The 19,713-nt window shown below is 72.6% G+C and carries 19 protein-coding genes; 9 read left to right on the forward strand and 10 right to left on the reverse strand.

Translation table 11 applies throughout. From position 1 onward, the window contains the following. Positions 1-555 precede the first annotated feature (555 nt). Entirely contained in the window at positions 556-1,224 is a 669-nt protein-coding gene (locus AB0O01_RS08465) for a DUF461 domain-containing protein (RefSeq protein ID WP_365311689.1), read from the forward strand. A 185-nt stretch (positions 1,225-1,409) separates the two neighbouring features. Here AB0O01_RS08465 and AB0O01_RS08470 read toward each other — a convergent pair whose 3' ends face one another. Together AB0O01_RS08470 and AB0O01_RS08475 are read right to left on the reverse strand one after the other, a co-directional pair. Beyond that, on the reverse strand, positions 1,410-2,090 hold the full coding sequence (locus AB0O01_RS08470; RefSeq protein ID WP_365311690.1) for a response regulator transcription factor: 681 nt from the start codon (positions 2,088-2,090) through the stop codon (positions 1,410-1,412). Next, on the reverse strand, positions 2,087-3,376 hold the full coding sequence (locus tag AB0O01_RS08475; protein ID WP_365311691.1) for an ATP-binding protein: 1,290 nt from the start codon (positions 3,374-3,376) through the stop codon (positions 2,087-2,089). The genes AB0O01_RS08470 and AB0O01_RS08475 overlap by 4 nt, the downstream gene beginning before the upstream one ends. A 259-nt stretch (positions 3,377-3,635) precedes the next feature. On the opposite strand from AB0O01_RS08475, the gene phoU reads away from it, so the two are divergent. The 3 genes from phoU (at position 3,636) to AB0O01_RS08490 (ending at position 5,103) form a co-directional block, all read left to right on the forward strand. Further along, positions 3,636-4,325, forward strand: coding sequence for a phosphate signaling complex protein PhoU (gene phoU / locus AB0O01_RS08480; protein WP_355734123.1), 690 nt, complete (start codon positions 3,636-3,638; stop codon positions 4,323-4,325). A gap of 192 nt (positions 4,326-4,517) precedes the next feature. Further along, positions 4,518-4,673, forward strand: a complete 156-nt coding sequence (locus tag AB0O01_RS08485) for a hypothetical protein (RefSeq protein WP_365311692.1) — start codon at positions 4,518-4,520, stop codon at positions 4,671-4,673. Between the two features lie 181 nt (positions 4,674-4,854). Next, entirely contained in the window at positions 4,855-5,103 is a 249-nt protein-coding gene (locus tag AB0O01_RS08490) for an SCO4226 family nickel-binding protein (protein ID WP_365311693.1), read from the forward strand. 112 nt (positions 5,104-5,215) lie between these two features. On the opposite strand, the gene AB0O01_RS08495 is transcribed toward AB0O01_RS08490, so the two are convergent. Then, positions 5,216-5,977 carry a phosphoglyceromutase gene (locus tag AB0O01_RS08495; protein WP_365311694.1) on the reverse strand — a complete coding sequence of 254 codons (762 nt, stop codon included), beginning with the start codon at positions 5,975-5,977 and terminating at the stop codon, positions 5,216-5,218. Positions 5,978-6,326: 349 nt separating this feature from the next. Here AB0O01_RS08495 and AB0O01_RS08500 point away from each other — a divergent pair, with 349 nt between their 5' ends. After that, positions 6,327-7,622 (forward strand): MFS transporter, encoded by a 1,296-nt coding sequence (locus tag AB0O01_RS08500; RefSeq protein WP_365311695.1) that lies wholly within the window; start codon positions 6,327-6,329, stop codon positions 7,620-7,622. 51 nt (positions 7,623-7,673) lie between these two features. On the opposite strand, the gene AB0O01_RS08505 is transcribed toward AB0O01_RS08500, so the two are convergent. Next, positions 7,674-8,111 (reverse strand): DUF2000 domain-containing protein, encoded by a 438-nt coding sequence (locus AB0O01_RS08505; RefSeq protein WP_365311696.1) that lies wholly within the window; start codon positions 8,109-8,111, stop codon positions 7,674-7,676. Positions 8,112-8,161: 50 nt separating this feature from the next. Between AB0O01_RS08505 and AB0O01_RS08510 the strand changes: the two genes are divergently transcribed. Next, positions 8,162-8,998, forward strand: a complete 837-nt coding sequence (locus tag AB0O01_RS08510; protein WP_365311697.1) for an AraC family transcriptional regulator — start codon at positions 8,162-8,164, stop codon at positions 8,996-8,998. Here the strand turns inward: AB0O01_RS08510 and AB0O01_RS08515 are convergent. The 3 genes from AB0O01_RS08515 to mshA all read right to left on the reverse strand — a co-directional run bounded on the left by AB0O01_RS08515 (position 8,980) and on the right by mshA (position 12,927). Continuing rightward, a complete protein-coding gene (locus tag AB0O01_RS08515; protein ID WP_365311698.1) occupies positions 8,980-10,716 on the reverse strand; it encodes a glycosyl hydrolase family 28-related protein in 1,737 nt (578 codons plus the stop codon). The genes AB0O01_RS08510 and AB0O01_RS08515 overlap by 19 nt on opposite strands. A 159-nt stretch (positions 10,717-10,875) precedes the next feature. After that, positions 10,876-11,391 carry a YbjN domain-containing protein gene (locus AB0O01_RS08520; protein ID WP_365311699.1) on the reverse strand — a complete coding sequence of 172 codons (516 nt, stop codon included), beginning with the start codon at positions 11,389-11,391 and terminating at the stop codon, positions 10,876-10,878. A gap of 186 nt (positions 11,392-11,577) precedes the next feature. Further along, entirely contained in the window at positions 11,578-12,927 is a 1,350-nt protein-coding gene (gene mshA, locus AB0O01_RS08525; protein ID WP_365311700.1) for a D-inositol-3-phosphate glycosyltransferase, read from the reverse strand. A gap of 255 nt (positions 12,928-13,182) precedes the next feature. Here mshA and AB0O01_RS08530 point away from each other — a divergent pair, with 255 nt between their 5' ends. The 3 genes from AB0O01_RS08530 to AB0O01_RS08540 all read left to right on the forward strand — a co-directional run bounded on the left by AB0O01_RS08530 (position 13,183) and on the right by AB0O01_RS08540 (position 17,670). After that, positions 13,183-13,977 carry a class I SAM-dependent methyltransferase gene (locus tag AB0O01_RS08530; protein ID WP_365311701.1) on the forward strand — a complete coding sequence of 265 codons (795 nt, stop codon included), beginning with the start codon at positions 13,183-13,185 and terminating at the stop codon, positions 13,975-13,977. 634 nt (positions 13,978-14,611) lie between these two features. Then, positions 14,612-15,733, forward strand: a complete 1,122-nt coding sequence (locus tag AB0O01_RS08535) for an NlpC/P60 family protein (RefSeq protein WP_365311799.1) — start codon at positions 14,612-14,614, stop codon at positions 15,731-15,733. 416 nt (positions 15,734-16,149) lie between these two features. After that, complete coding sequence (locus AB0O01_RS08540; protein ID WP_365311702.1) at positions 16,150-17,670, forward strand: SpoIIE family protein phosphatase; 1,521 nt, start codon at positions 16,150-16,152, stop codon at positions 17,668-17,670. Between the two features lie 68 nt (positions 17,671-17,738). Here AB0O01_RS08540 and AB0O01_RS08545 read toward each other — a convergent pair whose 3' ends face one another. The 3 genes from AB0O01_RS08545 to AB0O01_RS08555 all read right to left on the reverse strand — a co-directional run bounded on the left by AB0O01_RS08545 (position 17,739) and on the right by AB0O01_RS08555 (position 19,446). Beyond that, positions 17,739-18,071 (reverse strand): DUF2516 family protein, encoded by a 333-nt coding sequence (locus AB0O01_RS08545; RefSeq protein WP_365311800.1) that lies wholly within the window; start codon positions 18,069-18,071, stop codon positions 17,739-17,741. 155 nt (positions 18,072-18,226) lie between these two features. After that, complete coding sequence (locus AB0O01_RS08550; protein WP_365311703.1) at positions 18,227-18,916, reverse strand: hypothetical protein; 690 nt, start codon at positions 18,914-18,916, stop codon at positions 18,227-18,229. A gap of 80 nt (positions 18,917-18,996) precedes the next feature. Next, positions 18,997-19,446, reverse strand: coding sequence for a helix-turn-helix transcriptional regulator (locus AB0O01_RS08555; RefSeq protein ID WP_365311704.1), 450 nt, complete (start codon positions 19,444-19,446; stop codon positions 18,997-18,999). Positions 19,447-19,713 lie beyond the last annotated feature (267 nt).

The following is a 19,713-nucleotide window of genomic DNA, read 5'->3' on the forward strand; positions in this document are numbered from 1 at the left end:
ACGTTACACACATCCGACGGCCCCGCCAAGGGGTCGAACGTCCGCATATGTCCGCCTTCACCTGCTCGACTTCCGCTACTCCGTTCGGTACGGCGGGTCGTGTGCGAGACGATTCCGGAATTGATCACGGGGGGCGATACGAGGGCCGATACGGAGGCGGATACGGAGGCCGAAACGGGGCTGAAACGGGGTCTGATCCAGACACTCGTTGATCCATTTCCGGGATTCCTTCACAGGAATTTCGCGCCCGGGTCCCCCCGGATATGCGCGCCGGTATGTCCGGAGGGCTTATGTGAATGGCGGACGAGTTGCGGGCGACGGGCGCGTTACGGAAGTGGCGGATGGGACGCGCGATGTCTCACGATGTCTTGCGGTGTCTTGTGGTGTCCCGGGAAAGGGATCCGGGGGTGCGTCTTCGCGAGCGACCCGAAGGGGTTGGGGGGAGGGTCGGGTGCGGCGCGGCGGGAACGGCTCGGTAACCTGAGGCCGCTGACAGATCCTTAGGGCGGCAGCCACCAGGAATGCCGCCCCTGTGTTCAAGGAGTTGCCGCCGCCGTGAGCAGCAGCCTTCGACGCGGCGCCCTCGCCGCTTCCGCCCTCGCGTTCTCGATCGCCACGCTCGCCGCCTGCGGCGCCGGAAACAACGCGCAGACCCTCCAGATCGTGCCGGACAACGCGGCCACCAGCGTCGGCGACATCAAGATCCAGAACGCCATTGTCATCACCCAGCCCGAGGCCGACGCCTCCGGTCCGGCGGCCGTCTCGGCGACCCTCTTCAACACCGGCCGCTCGGCGCAGACCCTGGACTCCATCGCCGTCGAGGGCCACGGCAACGCCGAGATCACACCCGCGACCGGCAGCGGCCCGCTGACCGTGCCGGCCGGCGGTTCGGTGATCATCGGCGGTGAGGGCAACGCCTCCGCGGTGCTCGCCGAGGGCGAGGGCCTGGTCGACGGTGACGCCCAGCCGGTCACCTTCACCTTCAGCAGCACCGGCGACGTCGGCCTCCAGGCGTTCGTGGTCCCCGCCGAGAGCTTCTTCACCAACTGGGGCCCGAGCGCGGTCCCGACGCCGTCCCCGTCCACCTCGCCGAGCGACGGGGCGAGCGGTGCGGCGTCCGGGGAGCCCAGCGGGGAACCGTCCGCCACCGAGTCCGCCGCCTCCGGCACACCGGGCGACGCGGCCTCCGGGTCGGCGCCGGAGGAGACCCCGGCCGGGGGCTGAGCCCCGTAGGTCCGCGGGTCCGTGGGCCCGCAGGCACGTGGGTCCTCGGGTCCGTGGGTCCTCAGGTCTGTGGGCGCCCTCGGGTCCGTGGGCGGGAGTGGGACAGCGGCGACATGCGAAGGGCGGGGCCTCCTGAGGGGAGGTCCCGCCCTTTCGCTGTCGCCCGTCGCGGCGGGTAGCGCGGTTTACGGCTCGAACTTGTAGCCGAGGCCGCGGACCGTGACCAGGTAGCGCGGGGCGCCCGGGTCCGGCTCGATCTTGGCGCGCAGGCGCTTGACGTGGACGTCGAGGGTCTTGGTGTCCCCGACGTAGTCGGCGCCCCAGACGCGGTCGATGAGCTGCATCCGGGTCAGGACGCGGCCCGCGTTGCGCAGCAGCATCTCCAGCAGGTCGAACTCCTTGAGCGGCAGGTCGACCTTGGCGCCGCCGACGGTGACCACATGGCGGTCCACGTCCATCCGGACCGGACCGGCCTCCAGGGCGGCGGGGGCCACCTCCTCGGGCTCGCCGCGGCGGCGCAGCACGGCCCGGATACGGGCCACCAGCTCCCGCGAGGAGAACGGCTTGGTGACATAGTCGTCGGCTCCTATTTCCAGCCCGACGACCTTGTCGATCTCGCTGTCCTTGGCGGTCACCATGATGACCGGGACATTGGACCGGCCGCGCAACTGGCGGCAGACCTCGGTGCCCGGCAGGCCGGGCAGCATCAGGTCGAGCAGGACGAGATCGGCGCCGTTGCGGTCGAACTCGTCGAGTCCGTCGGGCCCGGTGGTCGCGACGGCGACCTCGAAACCCTCCTTGCGGAGCATGTACGACAGGGCGTCGGAGAAGGACTCCTCGTCCTCGACGACGAGCACTCGGGTCACGGAAGGACCTCCGGGGCGGAAAGCGTCTGGTACGCGGTTGAGTCGGGGGCTGGATGGGATCGGGCGTGGGACGAACCCGCGGACTGCCCGGCCTCGTCGAGGGCGGGGGTGTGCTGCTGCTGCGCCCGGTCGCGGGCGACTCCCGCCTCCGGCAGCCGCAGGGTGAACGTGGAGCCCTGTCCCTCGGAGCTCCACACCGTGACCTCCCCGCCGTGCGAGGCGGCCACGTGCTTGACGATCGCGAGACCGAGGCCGGTGCCGCCGGTGGCACGGGAGCGGGCCGGGTCCACGCGGTAGAAGCGCTCGAAGATGCGCTCCTTGTCCTTGTCGGAGATGCCGATGCCCTGGTCGGTGACGGCGATCTCGATGGCGTCACCGCCCCGGGCGCCCACCCGGCGGGCGGCTATGCCGACGCGGGTGCGGGCGGGCGAGTAGTTGACGGCGTTCTCCACCAGGTTGCCGAGGGCGGCGGCGAGCTGGCCGCGGTTGCCCCAGACATGCAGCTCGGCGGTGCCGCCGGCCGCCATGGTGATCTGCTTCGTCCCGGCCGCGTGGCGGCAGCGGTCGACGGCCTCGGCGACCAGTTCGTCCACCCGGACCGGCTCGGCGTCCTCCAGCGGGTCGTCGTTCTGGACGCGCGAGAGGTCGATCAGCTCCTGGACCAGGTTGGTCAGCCGGGTCGCCTCGATCTGCATCCGCCCGGCGAACCGCTGCACGGCCTCCGGGTCGTCGGAGGCGTCCATGACGGCCTCGGACAGCAGGGAGAGCGCACCGACCGGGGTCTTCAGCTCATGGCTGACATTGGCCACGAAATCGCGCCGGACGGCCTCTATGCGGCGGGCCTCGGTGAGGTCCTCGACCAGCAGCAGGACCAGCCGGGAGCCGAGCGGGGCGACCCGGGCGGAGACGGCGAGAGCCTCGCCGCGGCCGGTGCCGCGACGAGGCAGGTCCAGTTCGACCTGGCGTATCTCTCCGTCGCGGCGGGTGTCCCGGGCCATCTGGAGCATGGGTTCGACGGCGAGCTTGCCGCCGCGCACCAGTCCGAGGGCGTAGGCGGCGGAGCTGGCCTTGACCACCGCGTCGCCCTCGTCCAGGACGACGGCGGAGGAGCGGAGGACCGACAGCACCGTGTCCACCCCGGGCGGGAGGACCGGGTCGGTGTGCAGGGACGTGCGGGTCGGGCGCCTCAGGTCGCGCTCGCTCCAGCGGAACGCCAGCATGGCGATGACACCGGTGAGCACACCGGCGATCGCTGCCGCTGCGGCAACCGCCGCGTTCACGTCCATGCTCCCAGGTTAGGCATGGGGTACGACATGCCCACAGCCATCGGCGGTCCACCTCGAACACTCGTCGCCCAGAGTTCACCTTGGAGCCAGTATCGGTTCATTTGTGGTGGCGGATTCCGACGCGTACGCGGTCGAGGGTGACAGCGTGGGGTCCACGGTGCCCGAGGGCACCCCCCGGACGACGGTGTGTGATGCCGTAGGGCAAGGTCGGAACCCTGACCCCGAGCACCCTGGAACGACGTACGAGAGGGAACCGAAGATGCGGGACGCGTACCACGAGGAACTCGACTCGATCAGTGACAGCCTGGTCGAGATGGCCCGGCTGGTCGGGTCGGCTATCGGACGCGCCACCACGGCGATCCTCGACGCCGATCTGAAGCTGGCCGAGAGCGTCATCGAGAACGACAAGAAGATCGACGAACTCCAGCACGATCTGGAGGCCCGCGCGATAGACCTGCTGGCGCGGCAGCAGCCGGTCGCCACGGATCTGCGGATCGTCGTCACCTCGCTGCGGATGTCCGCCGACCTGGAGCGCTCCGGTGATCTGGCCCAGCATGTGGCCAAGCTCACCCGGCTGCGGTTCCCGGAGCGGGCCATCCCGCACGACCTGCACTCCACGATCCTGGAGATGGGCCAGCTCGCGCAGCGGCTGATGGCGAAGGCGGCGGAGGTGATCATCACCAAGGACGTCGATCTCGCGATGCAGATGGAGACCGACGACGACGCGATGGACCTGCTGCACCGCACGCTCTTCCAGCACCTGATGGACGACCGCTGGAAGCACGGCATCGAGACCGCGGTCGATGTCACCCTGCTCGGCCGCTACTACGAGCGCTTCGCCGACCACGCGGTGGCCGTCGCCAAGCGGGTGGTGTTCCTGGTCACCGGTGAGCACGCGGACGAGCTCCAGCCGGACGCGCAGGCGGTGCCCGGCGTGGAAGGCGCGTAGCGCAGGCGACAGGGCAGGCGATAGGGCGAGCGCAGGGCAGGCGCCAAGGCGGGCGAAACGGGCGCATAGGCACCCGGCATCTCCCCTGCGCGCCGGGGGCGCGCGTGAGCATCGATGCGCCGTTGATGCGACCGCGGGAGGGGGCGTCCAATGGGCACAGGTACGTGCCCCCAGTCCCCCAGGGAGGGACCCATGGCCGATTCCCCCAGCACCCCGCCCGACCCCACCCGGGACCGCCCCACCGAACAGCCGGTCCGGCCGCTCGCCCTTCCCCTGATCGCGGCCTGCGGCTGCGGTTCGGGCTGCGGCTGCGGCTGCCAGCAGGGCAACCCCTGTCAGTGCGGGTGACCCCACCTCCACCGCCGCTCCGTCTCGAAGGGCCCCGTACTCCGGTACCGGGCCCTTCGCGCGTTCCGCGCCCGGTCGCCCCGGTGGGGCGGGAGGGCCCGCTCCGCATCCCGGTCGCCCTCGCGGGGCGGGAGGCGGACGATGGAGTGAGGAAGCGCGGTCATGAGGGGAGTTGTGGATCATGGCCCAGTACATGGACGTCCACCATGGGATGAACGGCATCACGGCCGATCAGTTGCAGCAGGCCCATCAGGCCGACCTGGCCGCCGAGAGCGCGGAAGGGGTGCACTTCCAGCGCGCCTGGGCGGACCCGGAGTCGGGCACGGTCTACTGCCTGTCCGAGGCACCCTCGGCGGAGGCGGTGCAGCGCGTCCACGAACGCTCGGGGCACCGGGCGGACGAGATCCATGAGGTGCCGTTGTCGGTGTAGGGCGCGGTACCCCGGCGCGGTACCCCCACGCTGAGGGCCCACCGTGGGCCCAGGGCGTGAGAATGCCCCCGACTCGCGCCGTGTGCGCAGGTCGGGGGCATGGTCACAGAACCTACTTCTTCTTGCCCTGGTTCTTGACCGCCTCGATCGCCGCCGACGCCGCCTCGGGGTCGAGGTAGGTGCCGCCGGGGTTGAGGGGCTTGAAGTTGTGGTCGAGGTTGTAGGAGAGGGGGATGCCGGTGGGGATGTTGAGGCCCGCGATGTCGGCGTCCGAGACGTCGTCCAGGTGCTTGACCAGGGCGCGCAGGCTGTTGCCGTGGGCGGCGACCAGGACCGTGCGGCCGGACAGGAGGTCGGGGACGATGGCGTCGAACCAGTACGGGAGCATCCGGACGACGACGTCCTTCAGGCATTCCGTGCGCGGGCGCAGCTCCGGCGGGAGGGCGGCGTAGCGCGCGTCGTCGAACTGGGAGTACTCGGCGTCGACGGCCAGCGGCGGGGGCGGGGTGTCGTAGGACCGGCGCCAGAGCATGAACTGCTCCTCGCCGAACTCCGCGAGGGTCTGGGCCTTGTCCTTGCCCTGGAGGGCGCCGTAGTGGCGCTCGTTCAGGCGCCAGCTCCGGTGGACCGGGAGCCAGAGGCGGTCGGCGGCTTCGAGAGCCAACTGCGCCGTGCGGATCGCGCGCTTCTGGAGGGACGTGTGGACCACGTCGGGGAGCAGGTCGGCGTCTTTCAGCAGCTCACCGCCGCGGACCGCCTCCTTCTCGCCCTTCTCGGTGAGGTTCACGTCCACCCAGCCGGTGAACAGGTTCTTCGCGTTCCACTCGCTCTCGCCGTGGCGGAGCAGGATCAGCTTGTACGGTGCGTCGGCCATGGGGTCGAGCGTAATCGAAGGGTTGCGCGGCCCGCGCGGGCCGCCCGCACCGCGGACGGGGGCCGCACCCACGGGCAGGGGTGGGCGGACCGACGGGCAGGGGTGGGCGGAGCAGGGGGCAGGGGTGGGCGGAGTAGCGGGGAGGGGTGGGTGGAGTAGTGGGGCGGGGTCGGCGGGCGGTGGGGGCTCGGACGGTTGACGGGAATTGTTAATTCGCTCGATTCCGGTGGGGCCTCGATCGTAAGGTCTGCTCCGTAGGAGTGACTCTTACATCCGGCCCCGGTCGGCTGACCGGTCGGCTGACCTTCTCATCGCGGCTTCGGCCATCAGTGTCCTCGGGGGGATCCTCTTGTCCGTCGCCGCTGTCAGACGTGCCCTGTCCGAGACCGTCTCCGGTCTCCCGCGCGAGTTCTGGTGGCTGTGGACCAGCACCCTGGTCAACCGCCTCGGCGCCTTCGTCGCCACCTTCATGGCGCTCTATCTGACCCTGGAGCGCGGCTACTCCGCCTCCTACGCCGGACTGGTCGCCGCCCTCTACGGGCTCGGCGGGGTCATCTCCTCGCTCGGCGGCGGGGTGATGACCGACCGGCTCGGGCGGCGGCCCACCCTGGTCATCGCGCAGGGCTCGACCGCCGTCTCCGTCGCGCTGCTGGGCTTTATGCAGCACCCGGTGGCCATCGCCGCCGTGGCCTGTCTCGTCGGCGCCGCCTCCAACGCGTCCCGCCCTGCCGTGCAGGCGATGATGGCCGACATCGTGCGGCCCGAGGACCGGGTGCGGGCCTTCTCCCTCAACTACTGGGCGATCAACCTGGGCTTCGCGATCTCGGCGGCCGGTGCCGGGTTCATCGCCGAGTTCAGCTATCTCGCCGGGTTTCTGATCGAGGGCGCGATGACCGCCGTCTGCGCGGTGCTGATCTTCATCAAGCTGCCCGAGTCCCGGCCCGAGCGGACCGCCAAGGAGGCCGCCGCGCACAACGCGGTCGGGCTGGGGACGGTGCTGCGCGACGGGCGGTACATGGGGGTCGTCGGGCTGTCGTTCCTGATCGCGCTGATCTTCCAGCAGGGGGCCGTCGGGCTGCCGGTCGCCATGGGCGCCGCCGGGTTCACCCCGGCCGACTACGGCATGGCCCTCGCCGTCAACGGGGTGCTGATCGTCGCCCTCCAGATCCCCATCACCCGGTTCATCGAGCACCGCGACCCGCGCCGGCTGCTGGTGGTGTCCTCGCTGCTCGCCGGGTACGGGTTCGGGCTGACCGCGTTCGCCGGGTCGGTCGGGGTGTTCGCGCTGACCGTCGTCGTCTGGACCCTCGCGGAGATCGTCAACGCGCCGACCCAGACCGGGCTCGTCGTCCGGCTCTCCCCTGTCCATGGCCGGGGGCGCTACCAGGGGATGTACACCATGTCCTGGTCGGTCGCCGGGCTGATCGCCCCGCTGATGTCCGGCTTCGTCATCGACCGCTGGGGCGCGGATCTGCTGTGGGGGCTGTGCGCGGTGCTGGGGATGGTGACGGCGGCGGGGTATGCGGCGCTGATGCGGGCCCTGCCGGAGGGGGAGGCGGGGGGCCTGCCGGAGCGGGAGGCGGAGGGGGGCGTACGAACCGCCGCCGCGCCGGCGCCCGCCACCGAGGTAAGCGCCGACCAGTAGTTCAGTGAGTGGCAGAGAGTGGCAGTAAGTGCCAGAGAATGTCAAGGAGCGTCAGGGGTGCATTCGGGCGCCCTTCATCACCTTGTCCACCGCGTTCCTCGGTCCGTACACCGCGAGCCCCACCAGGTCCAGGTCCGCCGTGCCGACCGCGCGGACGGCGGAGCGGTTGTCGCGGTCGTTGCCGGTGGTGAAGAGGTCGGCGGTGAACAGGGCGCGCGGCAGGGCACGGGTCAGGGCGCGGGTGTGGGCCGCGCGGAGCGTCTCCTCGGTGCCCTCGAAGACCAGCACCGGCTGCCGGAACATCCGCAGATAGGCGACCCGGTCGGCGTCCGCGTAGGGCTCGCCGATGACCTCGGGGAGTTCCGTGCCCAGGCCGCTGACCAGGAACGCGGTCACATTCAGCCGCTGCCAGGTCGCCAGGTCGTCCCGCAGCAGGACGGCGATCTTGGTGTCGAAGCGGACGGGGGGCAGGGCGTCGGAAGTGGTCATGAGCGGCAGCCTTGCCGGTGGGCCGCCGGACGGTCTTGTACGTTCTTTGCATGGCCCCCTCGCGGCTGGACGCCACCGTCTCCGCCTGGCGCCCGCCGGTCCCGGGCGTCGTGGAGGTCTTCCACGCCCACTTCCCCGCGTACACCTACCCGATGCATGTCCACGAGGCGTGGACGCTGCTGATCGTGGACGACGGGGCTGTGCGGTACGACCTGGAGCGGCACCGGCACGGCACGCCCGGTGACACCGTCTCCCTGCTGCCGCCGCACATCCCGCACAACGGCTCCCCCGCCACCCCGGGCGGTTTCCGCAAGCGGGTGCTGTATCTGGACACCTCCCGGCTGCCGGAGGAGCTGATCGGCGCCGCCGTCGACGGCCCCGATCTGCGGGACCCCCTGCTGCGGCGCCGGGTCGGGCAACTGCACGCGGCGCTGGCCCGGCCCGGCGAGGAACTGGAGGCGGAGAGCCGGCTGACCTTCGTCGCGGAGCGGCTCGGCGCGCTGCTGCAACCCCGGTCCGCCGCCGTCGCCGCCTCCGTCGCCGCCGTCGCCGCCGATGCCCCGCGCACCGGTCCCGCCCTGGCCCGGCGGCTGCGCGAACTCCTCGACGCCCGGGTGACCGAGGGGGTGGGGCTGGCGGAGGCGGGTGCCCTGCTGGGCGCCCACCCGGCCCACCTCGTACGGGCGTTCAGCGCCGCCTACGCCATCGCCCCGCACCAGTACCTCACCGCCCGCCGGGTCGAGCGGGCCCGCGCGCTGCTGCTGGCGGGGGCGGGCCCGGCCGAGACGGCGAGCGGCACCGGGTTCTACGACCAGGCGCATCTGACCCGGCACTTCCGGCGGCTGGTGGGGGTGACCCCGGGCCGGTTTCAGCGCAGCGCGCGCTGAGCCTCGTACAGGTTCGGCGGGTGCACGGCGTCGGTGGTGCCGTACAGCTCCAGGCGGGAGTGGAGGTCGCCGGTGAAGTCGGGGACGTCGATCTGGTCGAACTCGCGGACCTCGTTGATGCCGACGGTGGCGGAGTAGGGGGCGAGGCCGTCGATCTTCATCAGACCGGCGCGGCCGTTGGTGACGCGGATGTTCCAGTGGGCGAAGCGGGCGCCGAAGAGGGGGCCCGCGATGGCGTCGCCGCCGTGGCGGCCGTTGTTCTCGACGGTGATGTCGGTGCGGACGTTGGCGAAGGGCAGGCCGCGATGGCTGTCGAAGGTGCCCATCTCCATCACGCCCCGCGACCACACGTTGTAGGAGGACAGGCCCTCGACGTTGATGCCGTGGAGCTGGGTGCCGGGCGGGGCGGGGGTGGTGCGGCGCTCGACGGTGAAGTCCTCGATCAGGTTGTCGTGCGAGCCCTCGCGACAGAAGTAGGGGTGGTGGACGCCCCGGCCGCTCACGCGCGTGCGGCGCAGGGTGCAGGCGGAGGCGGCGACCAGCCCGAACCCGTTGTCGACATGGCGGACGGTGACGTCGTCCACCCAGCAGTCGTAGGCGCATTGCAGGGTGACCCCGTTGTGGCCCTTGTCGAGGAGGTGGGGTTGCTGGGGGGTCTGGACCGCCTCCAGGGTGAGGGCCTCGACGCCGGAGCCGGTGAGGGCGGGGACATGGGTGGTGAGGCGGGGGTTCCACTCGGGGCGGGTGTCGAGCGGGAGGGGGCGTTCGAGGGTGACGCGGCGGCCCCGGACCCGGGTGATCCGGACCGGCCACTCGTAGGGGACGTAGGAGGTCAGCTTGGTCATGGCGGGCCAGTCGTAGGCGTCGGTGCCGGGGCCGTCGCCGCACATGTGCTTCAGGAGGGAGTGGTCGGGGGCGTCGGCGAGCTGGAGGAGGACCAGGTCGCCGGGGCGCAGGGGGGCGGGGTCGGTGACGGTGACCGTGCGGTCGCCCTGGCGGGCGGGGGCGACGGCGGTGAGGGTCCGCCATTCGTCGCGCCGGTTGCCGGTCCAGCCCTCGAACGGCCAGGCCCTGGCGCGGATCGCGGCGGTGAGGGAGGCGTAGCGGGCCTCGGGGGCGAGCCAGATCAGGCCGCCCGCCCAGGACCAGGACGACTTGTCGCCGCCGTAGCGGGAGCCGTAGACGCCGATGAGTTCGGTGAGGCTGCGGGTGGCGAGGAGGGTGGTGCGGGTGCTGCCCGCGCCGCGCAGAACGACGTTCGAGTGGCCGACGCGGATCACGTCGTCGACGCGGAAGGTGCCGGGCGGGACGGTGACCGTACCGCCGCCGGCCGCGCCCGCCGCGGCGAGGGCGCGGTTGATCGCGGGGGCGGAGTCGGTGGTGGCGTCGGGGACGGCTCCGTAGTCGCGGATGTCGGCGACCACGCGGGGGCGGGGGAAGCGGGGGGCTCCGCCGCGCCGGCCCGCTTGTCCGGTGTAGGGGATCTGGGGGTGGGTGTACGGGGTGCGGGTGAACTCGCGCCAGAGGGCGGGGGTTCGGGGGGTGGGGGGTGTGGGGGGTGACGGGGGTGTGGGGGCTGCGGGGGGTGTGGGGGTCGGGGGTGGGGTGCCGGGTGCGGCGGTGGCGGGGTGGGGGGTGAGGGCGGCGGTCGCCGCGGCGGCGGTGATCGCGGTGCCCAGCAGGGTGCGTCGGGTGATGCCGTCGTGCGCGTGGCCCATGCTCGTCCGCCCTTCTCCTGACGGGGCGGCCGTCCCGGCCGTCGCCCGTCCACCAGCGTGTGGATTTCAAGGATGTGAACGATGTTCAGGTGTGCGTTGGTGGTGAGCATGCCACGGGAGGGAGGGGCAGGGTAAGGGGTGCGCAGGGGTCGGGGGCGGTCAGTCCGACGGGCGCTGGATCAGATGCATGAACGCGTCCAGATTGCGCGTCGATTCGCCGCGCTCGGTCCGCCAGGCGTACTCCTTGCGGATCGCGGTGGCGAAGCCCAGTTCGAGCAGGGTGTTGAAGGCGCCGTCGGCGGCCTCCAGGATCTGGCCGAGCAGTCGGTCGACGCTCTCCAGGGTGACCGCGGCGAGCGGCTGCCGGCCGGTGACGTAGATGTCGCCGAGCGGGTCGACGGCGTAGCTGACGCCGTAGAGCTTGAGGTTGCGCTCCAGCAGCCAGCGGTGGACGGCGGGCTCGTTCTCGTCCGGGTGGCGGATGACGAAGGCGTTGAGGGAGAGGGAGTGGCGGCCGACGATCAGGGAGACGGTCGTGGACAGCTTGCGGGTGCCGGGGAGTTTGACGACGTAGTGGCCGGGGCCGGGGCTCTCCCACGCGATGTCGTCGTCGCCGAGCACACCCTCGATGACCTGGGCCGCACGCCGCTGCGCCGCCGTCAGTGCTTCCGCCATGGGGGGAGCGTACGTCAGTGCGGCCCGGTGTCAGGCGTGGTGGGTTCGGGCGCGTCAGGGGTGGTGGGGTCAGGGGTGGTGGGCCTGTCCGGCTCAGGACGGGCGGGGTCAGGGATGGTGGGCCTGTCCGGCTCAGGACGGGCGGGGTCAGGCGTGGTGGGCCTGTCCGGCTCAGGACGGGCGGGGTCAGGCGTGGTGGGTGCGGGCGCGGCGGCGGTGGGCGTGGATGGCGGCGGTGTAGACCTCGGCGGTGGCGGCTGCCGCCGCGTCCCAGCCGAAGGAGCGGGCGTGCCGGGCCGCCGCGGCGCCCATCCGGTCGGCCAGCTCCGGGAGGTCGGCGAACCGGCCCAGCACCCGGGCGTACGCGGCCGGGTCGTGCCCCCGCACCAGGAACCCGGTCTCGCCGTCCCGCACGGCCACCGGCAGCCCGCCCACCGCCGCGGCCAGCACCGGTGTCCCCGCCGCCTGCGCCTCTATGGCGACCAGCCCGAACGACTCGCTGTAGGACGGCATCACCAGCACGGACGCGGCCCGGAACCAGTCGGCCAACTGGTCCTGCCCGACCGGCGGCCGGAACCGTACGACATCCGCGACGCCCAGCCGCGCGGCCAGCTTGTGCAGCCCCTCCGGTTTGGCGAGGCCGCTGCCGCTGGGCCCGCCGACGACCGGGACGACGATCCGGGAGCGCAGTTCGGGGCGCTCGTCGAGGAGGACGGCGACCGCGCGCAGCAGTACGTCCGGTGCCTTGAGGGGCTGGATCCGGCCGGCGAAGAGCGGGATCAGCGCGTCCTGGGGCAGACCGAGCCGGGCGCGGGCGGCGGCGCGTCCGGCGCCGGGGTGGAAGCGGCCGAGGTTGACCCCGGGGTGGACGACGGCGACCTTGCCGGGGTCGGCGCCGTAGTGGTGGACGAGTTCGTCGGCCTCCTCGGCGGTGTTGGCGATCAGCCGGTCCGCGGCGGCGACGATCTGGGTCTCGCCGATGACGCGGGCGGCGGGCTCGGGGGTGTCGCCGTCGGCGAGGCTGGCGTTCTTGACCTTGGCCATGGTGTGCATGGCGTGCACCAGGGGGACGCCCCAGCGCTGGGCGGCGAGCCAGCCGACATGGCCGGAGAGCCAGTAGTGGGAGTGGACGAGGTCGTAGTGGCCGGGGCGGTGTCCGGCCCATGCCTGCATCACCCCGTGGGTGAAGGCGCAGAGCTGGGCGGGGAGGTCCTCCTTGGCCAGCCCCTCATAGGGTCCGGCGTCGATGTGGCGGACCAGGACGCCGGGGGCGAGTTCGACGGTGGGCGGGAGGGCGGCGGAGGTGGCGCGGGTGAAGATCTCGACCTCGATGTCGATCGCGGCGAGGCGCTGGGCCAGCTCCACGATGTAGACGTTCATGCCGCCGGCGTCGCCGGTGCCGGGCTGGTGGAGGGGGGAGGTGTGCACGGAGAGCATCGCGACGCGGCGCGGGCGGCGATGGCCGAGGCGCCTGCCGCTCAGTCGGGCGGCGGCCGACGGGGAGCGCCGACCGAGCCTGCTGACGTAGTGGCTCACGTGCCGTTCCTCCCTGCCGCGGGCATGCCTCGGAGGGCGGCGCGCGCCCTCCACGGGGCTGCAACGCCGGAAGGCCGTGCTCCATTTCCGTGCCGTATCGGACGGCGGTTTCTTTACCGAACCATTACCGGTGCTCGCTCAACCGTTCGAGGGGACGGTGGTGCCGGGGCAGTGCCGGGGCAGTGCCGGGGTGGTCCCGGGGTGGTGCCGGGGTGGTCCCGGGGTGGTGCCGGGGTGGCGCTTACCCTCGTAGCCATGACCGCCCGTTCGACCTCCCGTCCCGTGGGCACGGTGACGCGCGGCACGACCAACCCCAACCGGCTGCGCCGCATGGACCGCTGGATCGCGGCGGTCCACGGCCCCGCACTGCGCCGCGCGGCCGACCCGCTCGCCGTCGACCTGGGCTACGGGGCGGCCCCCTGGACGGCGGTCGAATTGCTCCAGCGGCTGCGCACCGCCGCGCCCGGCGTCCGCGTCACCGGGATCGAGATCGACCCGGAGCGGGTCGCGGCGGCGCGGCCCTACGCGCGCGAGGGGCTGTCCTTCCGGCACGGCGGCTTCGAGATCCCGCTCCCCGGCCGCCCGCTGCTGATCCGGGCGGCGAATGTGCTGCGGCAGTACGAGGAGGGGGAGGTCGCCGGGGTCTGGGAGCGGCTGTGCGGACGGCTCGCCCCGGACGGGCTGCTGGTGGAGGGCACCTGCGACGAGATCGGGCGTCGGCATGTCTGGATCGCGCTGGGCCCCGAGGGGCCCCGGTCGGTCACCTTCGCGACCCGGCTCGGCTCCCTGGACCGCCCGTCCGACCTCGCCGAACGGCTCCCGAAGGCGCTGATCCACCGCAATGTGCCGGGCGAGCCGGTGCACGCCTTCCTGCGGGACTTCGACCGCGCCTGGGCCTCCGCCGCGCCCTACGCCGCGTATGGCGCCCGCCAGCGATGGGTGCGCGCGGTGCGCGAACTGGCCGCCGACTGGCCGGTCCTGGACCGCGCGGGGCGGTGGCGGCAGGGGGAGGTGACGGTGGGGTGGGGGGCTTTGGGGCCTCGGGGGTAGGGGGGTTGGGGGGTAGGAGGGTTCGCTGGTTTGGGGTGGTGGGGGGGCGGCGGCGGTTGGGGGTGGTGGGGCCGGGGCTGTGGGGGTCGGCTGGGTGAGGGGTGGTGGCGTCCGGGGGGTGGGGGGCGGTGGCGTTGGGGGGCGCGGTCAGGGCGGTGGCGGCGGGGGGATGGGGCGCGGTGAGGGCGTGGGCGGCGGAGGGTTGGGCGCGGTGGGGCTTCGGTCTCGGGCGGGCAGGCGCAGGGGAGAGGGCCAGCGGCCCGGGTGCGGGGGCGGGGGCCAGGGCTTCGGCCCCGCGCGGGCAGGCTCGGGGTGTGGCCGGTGGGGAGGTGTTGGCGCTGAGCGGAGTGGCGCGGCGGAGCGGCGCGGCGGAGTGGCGCGGCGGAGTGGCGCGAGGTGGGGTCGGTGTATGCCGTTGGGGTCCCGGACGTAACGGATTTCCCTCTCGTTTCCCCGCCGGGACGGCCCGCCAGGAACGATCTGACTGAGTCGTTCGTCACAAAGTCGGGGAGATCGTCGTACGACGCGGTGGCCTGGGGAGGCAGTTACCGCCTCTGTCGTTTCGCGCCGCGGCGTGGCACGATCCCTCGGGCGCCGCAGATTACTGACGGTTCATCAGTTGGGGGGCATGGGTATGGCACCGGGCAAGCGCGGGCGGCTCTCGGCGGCGGTCATGGTGGTCTGCGCGGTCTGCGCGGCGACCGTGCTGGCGATACCGGGGGGCGCGCTGGCCGCCCCGGCTCCCGACCCGTCCCCGAGCGGCCCGCCCGCCTCGGTGACCGTTCCGGACCCGGTCGCGGACGCGGCCCCGGCGACCGACGCCGAGCTGGAGGCCGTCCGCACCCGGCTCGAAGAGCTGTATCACGACGCGGCCGTGGCCACCGACGCCTACAACGCGGCGGAGGAGCTGGCCGATCAGCAGTCCGCGGAGATCGTGGCGCTGGCCAAGCGGATCGTGCAGGGCGAGGAGAAGCTGGCGGAGCTGAAGGAGCGGGCGGGGGCCGCGGCCCGCGCCCAGTACCGCACGGGCGGGCTGCCGCCCGAGGCGCAGCTCATACTGAGCGACGACCCGCGCCAGTTCCTGGACGGCGCCGGGCGCATCCTCCAGGGCGAGCGGGCCACCGACAAGACCCTCGCCGAACTCCAGCAGACCCAGGACGACCTGGAGCTGTACGCCAAGGACGCCGCCGCGGGCTGGGACGAGCTGGAGGCCAACCGCAAGGCCAAGGACACGGCGAGAGGGGAGATCGAGAAGCAGATCTCCGCCGCCGAGAAGCTGGAGTCCCAACTGGCGAAGGAGGAGAAGGAGCGCCTGGCCGAGCTGGAGCGGCAGGCCGCCGCCCGCGCCCAGACCGCCTGGGTCGACACCGGGATACTCGACGAACTGCCCGGCGGCACGGCGAGCGCCGAGGGCCGGCGGGCGGTCGCCTGGGCCAAGGCCCAGCTCGGCAAGCCGTACGAGTGGGGCGCCGAGGGCCCGGACACCTTCGACTGCTCCGGGCTCACCTCGGAGGCATGGGCCGCGGCCGGTACGCCCATCCCGCGCACCTCGCAGGAGCAGTGGCGGCAGCTCCCCCGTGTCGACCTCGCCGAGATGCGCCCCGGCGACCTGATCATCTACAACTCCGACGCCAGCCATGTGGCGATGTACGTGGGGGACGGGGCGATGGTCCACTCCCCTCGGCCGGGGCGGACGGTGACCATCGCGGGTGCCGGTTCCATGCCGATCTTGGGGGTTGTGCGCCCTGGGGGGTGAGCCCTCCGGGCGGGCCGGCCCCTCCAGACCGGCTGACCCTCAGGGCGGGCCGGCCCTCCGGATGGGCTGACCCCTCCGGGTCGGCTGGCCCTGCGGACGGGTGAGGGGAGAGCGAGGACGCGGATGCGGATACGGGGATGGACGGACAGGTGCGGTGGCTGGTCATGGCCCGTTTCATGTGACCCGGCACACGCCCGGCCAGGGCAAACCCCTCCCGGACGTGACCTTCGTCATTCCGCACCGGCGGTCGCCCTGCCCAACTGCGGTACGGATCGCGGCATATGACAGCGGCCCCGTGCCGAGCGACGTGCCTCACACCATTCCAATCGGGCACCGCCACCCGCTATGGTCCCCGTCGGTGGACCGAGCACCCTCGGTGCGCCGTGCCCTCGGGGGGAGGGAAGGAACCCAGGACCATGTCCGTACCCGTACCGCGGCAGAGAGCCGTCCCGGCCATGGAGGTGGACCGGGTCGTCGGCTCGGCGAGCGGAGGCCCGGTGAACGGTGGGCCGCTAACCGGAGACCCGGTGACCGCTGGTCCGGCGACCGGGGACCCGGTGGCCGGTGGACCGGCGACCGCTGACCCGGCAACCGGAGACCAGATGGCCGGTGGACCGATGACCGCCGGATCGGTGACCGGAGACACGGTGACCGGCGGTCCAACGACCGAAGACCCGGAGGCCGGCGCTCCAGCGACCGGCGGAGCGCTGACCGCCGCCCCGGTCAAGGACCCCGGCACCGGCGGAGCCCTCACCCTCCTCCTGATCGAGGACGACCCCGGCGGCTCGGCGATCGTGCCGGAGATGCTCGACACCGCCGGACAGCCGATCCGCATCCGTACGGCCCGCAATCTCACCGAGGCCGCCCGGCTGCTCACCCACGATGTGCAGTGCATCCTGCTGGACCTGGCGCTGCCCGCCTCCGGCGGCTCGGGCGGCGCGGCCTCCGCCGCCGCTCCGGATCAGAAGGGCGAGGAGCTGGCCGTGCTCCGCGACGTCCTGGAACTCGCACCCCGGCACGCCGTCCTCGCCCTCACCGCGTCCGGCGACGCCGAGCGCGGCACCGAGGCGGTACGGGTGGGCGCGCAGGACTATCTCTTCCGCGACGAACTGGACGGCCGCCTGCTGAGCCGGGCGATCCGGTACGCCGTCGAGCGGAAACGTTCCGACACCGCCGAGCGACGGCTCGCCGAGGGACGGCTCCGGGCGCAGGAGAACGCCCGCCTGGAACGCGGACTGCTGCCGACGCCCCTGCTGGAGGGCTCCTCGCTGCGGTTCGCGGCCCGCTACCGCCCCGGCCGCTCCCGCGCCCTGCTGGGCGGCGACTTCTACGACATCGTCCGCACCCCCGACGGCACGGTGCACGCCATGATCGGCGATGTCTGCGGCCATGGGCCGGACGAGGCGGCGCTCGGCGTGGAGCTGCGGATCGCCTGGCGGGCGCTGACCTTCGCCGGGCTGTGCGGGGACGACCTGCTGAGCACGCTCCAGCAGGTCCTGGAGCACGAGCGCGACGACGACGAGATCTTCGCGACGCTGTGCACGGTCGACATCGCGCCGGACGGCCGGCGGGCCGGGCTGTGCCTGGCCGGGCACCCGGCCCCGCTGATCGCCCGCGCGGGCCACCCGGCGGGGCTGCTGCCGTACGACAACAACGGCCCCGCGCTCGGGCTGCTGTCCGGGGCGCGGTGGCCGCGGATGCAGGTGGAGCTGGGGCCGGAGTGGAGCCTGATGCTCTACACGGACGGGCTGATCGAGGGCCGGATCGGCGACGGACGGGAGCGGCTGGGCCAGGAGGGCATGGTCGAGATGGTGCGGCGGCAACTGGCGGAGGGGCTGCGCGGGGAGTCCCTGCTGCGGGCGGCCGTGCAGGAGGTACGGCAGCTCAATGGGGGCGAGCTGACGGATGACGTGGCTGTGGTGCTGCTGGAGCGGTAGGGGGTCCGCCGTGGACCCACGGCGTACGGACCAACTACCGACCGGAATCCATCCGCCTACCCAACTCTCTACCGACCGCCGTTGTACGGACCGTACGGGCCGTCGCTGCTGGAGCCGCGGTGGGGACGGCCGCCGCCGGGCAGGGCGCGCAGGGCGGGGCGGACGTCGACCATGTACACGATCGTGGCGATGAGGCCGATGATCGGGAGGAAGGACAGGACGCCGAAGATCAGGTTCACCACGAGGGCGAGCGCGAGGATGATCAGCCAGAACGGCTTGGTCTTCTTGTCCGCCGCGCGATAGGCGTCCTCGCGGCGGATGGCGGCGTCGACCAGCGCGAAGGCGCTGAACACGGTCAATCCCAGGTTCAGCAGCCACAGGAAACCGGTGAAGCCCTGCATCAGCACTACGTCCACCACCCGAATCGGATCGTCGTCTCTACCTCGTCACCATCACCACTACCCCGTCACCGTACCCCCAACGGTGTCGGCGCTACCCGGATCAACGGACCGGGCACCCGGTAAGTGCCCGGCCCTCCTCCCCGGAACCACCCCTCTCACTCGGCGGGCGGCGTGGTCTTCTTCGCGGTCGTCCGGCGCGCGGCCGGGGCCTTCTTGGCGGGGGCCTTCTTCGCCGGAGCCTTCTTGGCGCCCGCGGCGACGGGCGGCTCGGCGACCGGGGTGGCCTTCGGCTCGGTGACCGGGGTGGCGGCCGGCGCGGTGCCGGGCTCGACGGCGACGGCGATCTCCCCGACCTCCCCGGCGTCCCCGGTCCCCTCGGCGGCCTCCCCGCGCCAGGTCTTCACCGTCTGCTCACCGTGCTCGGCGACCCGCTCATAGGTCTCGCGCGCCTTGACGACGTACTCGGCGGCGACGCCGACCCCGCGCAGGGCGAGATCCTGGGCGCTCTCGCCGAGCTTCTTCAGATCGGCGTCGAAGGTGCTGCCGAGCTTCTTGAGGTCGCCGTCGAGGCTGTTGATGAACTCGTTGACCTTGGTCTGGACGTTCTCCTGGGTCTCCTTGACCCGGGCACCGGCCTCCTTGGCGCGGGCGCCCGCCCGCTCCTGGACGGCCTTGGTGTCCGTGTTGCGCACGGCCTCGAAACGGGCCGGGGCCTCGGACCGCAACTGCTCGACCAGCGCGGGCACCTTCTTGGCCTGCTGGTAGGCCAGGTCGGCGGTGCCGGCGGCGAAGTAGAGGGGGGTCGGGTCGCTGAAGGTCTTGCGCAGGTCGTCGCTGATGGCCATGGTGAGGGTCCTCCCGGATGCAGATTCGGCTGAGGTTCGGTGGTGGTCCGCGGCGGACTCCGGAGTTTCCCTGGTCCGGTTCATCCGGTACTCCGCTGCGGGCCGGCATCGCGCGTGAGATCGTCACCGTCGCCCCGGGCCCCGGCTCCGCCGTCGGCGGGAGCTTCCGCCTCGGCCGCGCCGAATCCGTTCTCCTTGCGGAAGGACTCGTACACCTGGAGCAGTACCTGCTTCTGCCGCTCGTCGAGCGTGGGGTCGGCGAGGATGGCGGCGCGGGTCTCGACCTCGGCCGGGTCGCGCTCGGCATCCAGGATCCCGGCCCGCACGTACAGCGTCTCGGCGGAGATCCGCAGCGCCTTGGCGACCTGCTGCAACACCTCCGCGCTCGGCTTGCGCAGCCCGCGCTCGATCTGGCTCAGATACGGATTCGACACCCCGGCGGCCTCGGCGAGCTGCCGCAACGAGAGCTGCGCGGTGCGCCGCTGCTCGCGCAGATACTCACCAAGATTCCCGACGTTGAGCGATGCCATGCCTCCACTGTGCCTCACCTCCGCTAACTATTGCAAGCAGACGCTTGCAAAAGTGTGCGGGGGTGTCGAGGGGGGCGGGGGCTGGGGAGGGGGCCGGGGCCGGGGAAGCGGAGGGCCGTAGTGGCGGAGGGGCAGCGAGACGCACGGCAAAGCGACCGGCAACGGAGTGCCCGGTGGCGGAGTGGCCGGTCGCGGGGTGGCCGGTCCGCGGAGTGACTGGTGGCGGAGTGGCCGACGGCGGGAGACGGCCTTGCCCGCATCGACCCG

It is taken from the genome of Streptomyces sp. NPDC093252 (genome assembly GCF_040683675.1).
Lineage (GTDB): Bacteria > Actinomycetota > Actinomycetes > Streptomycetales > Streptomycetaceae > Streptomyces.

Bases quoted from the DNA above. Each gene is read 5' to 3' on its own strand.
- AB0O01_RS08540 (WP_365311702.1), top strand. From the start codon at position 16,150: ATGTCCGTACCCGTACCGCGGCAGAGAGCCGTCCCGGCCATGGAGGTG.
- AB0O01_RS08505 (WP_365311696.1), bottom strand. From the start codon at position 8,111: ATGACCACTTCCGACGCCCTGCCCCCCGTCCGCTTCGACACCAAGATC.
- phoU (WP_355734123.1), top strand. From the start codon at position 3,636: ATGCGGGACGCGTACCACGAGGAACTCGACTCGATCAGTGACAGCCTG.
- AB0O01_RS08490 (WP_365311693.1), top strand. From the start codon at position 4,855: ATGGCCCAGTACATGGACGTCCACCATGGGATGAACGGCATCACGGCC.
- AB0O01_RS08545 (WP_365311800.1), bottom strand. From the start codon at position 18,071: ATGCAGGGCTTCACCGGTTTCCTGTGGCTGCTGAACCTGGGATTGACC.
- AB0O01_RS08535 (WP_365311799.1), top strand. From the start codon at position 14,612: ATGGCACCGGGCAAGCGCGGGCGGCTCTCGGCGGCGGTCATGGTGGTC.
- AB0O01_RS08555 (WP_365311704.1), bottom strand. From the start codon at position 19,446: ATGGCATCGCTCAACGTCGGGAATCTTGGTGAGTATCTGCGCGAGCAG.
- AB0O01_RS08475 (WP_365311691.1), bottom strand. From the start codon at position 3,376: ATGGACGTGAACGCGGCGGTTGCCGCAGCGGCAGCGATCGCCGGTGTG.
- AB0O01_RS08495 (WP_365311694.1), bottom strand. From the start codon at position 5,977: ATGGCCGACGCACCGTACAAGCTGATCCTGCTCCGCCACGGCGAGAGC.
- AB0O01_RS08530 (WP_365311701.1), top strand. From the start codon at position 13,183: ATGACCGCCCGTTCGACCTCCCGTCCCGTGGGCACGGTGACGCGCGGC.
- AB0O01_RS08520 (WP_365311699.1), bottom strand. From the start codon at position 11,391: ATGGCGGAAGCACTGACGGCGGCGCAGCGGCGTGCGGCCCAGGTCATC.
- AB0O01_RS08485 (WP_365311692.1), top strand. From the start codon at position 4,518: ATGGCCGATTCCCCCAGCACCCCGCCCGACCCCACCCGGGACCGCCCC.
- AB0O01_RS08550 (WP_365311703.1), bottom strand. From the start codon at position 18,916: ATGGCCATCAGCGACGACCTGCGCAAGACCTTCAGCGACCCGACCCCC.
- AB0O01_RS08510 (WP_365311697.1), top strand. From the start codon at position 8,162: ATGGCCCCCTCGCGGCTGGACGCCACCGTCTCCGCCTGGCGCCCGCCG.
- AB0O01_RS08515 (WP_365311698.1), bottom strand. From the start codon at position 10,716: ATGGGCCACGCGCACGACGGCATCACCCGACGCACCCTGCTGGGCACC.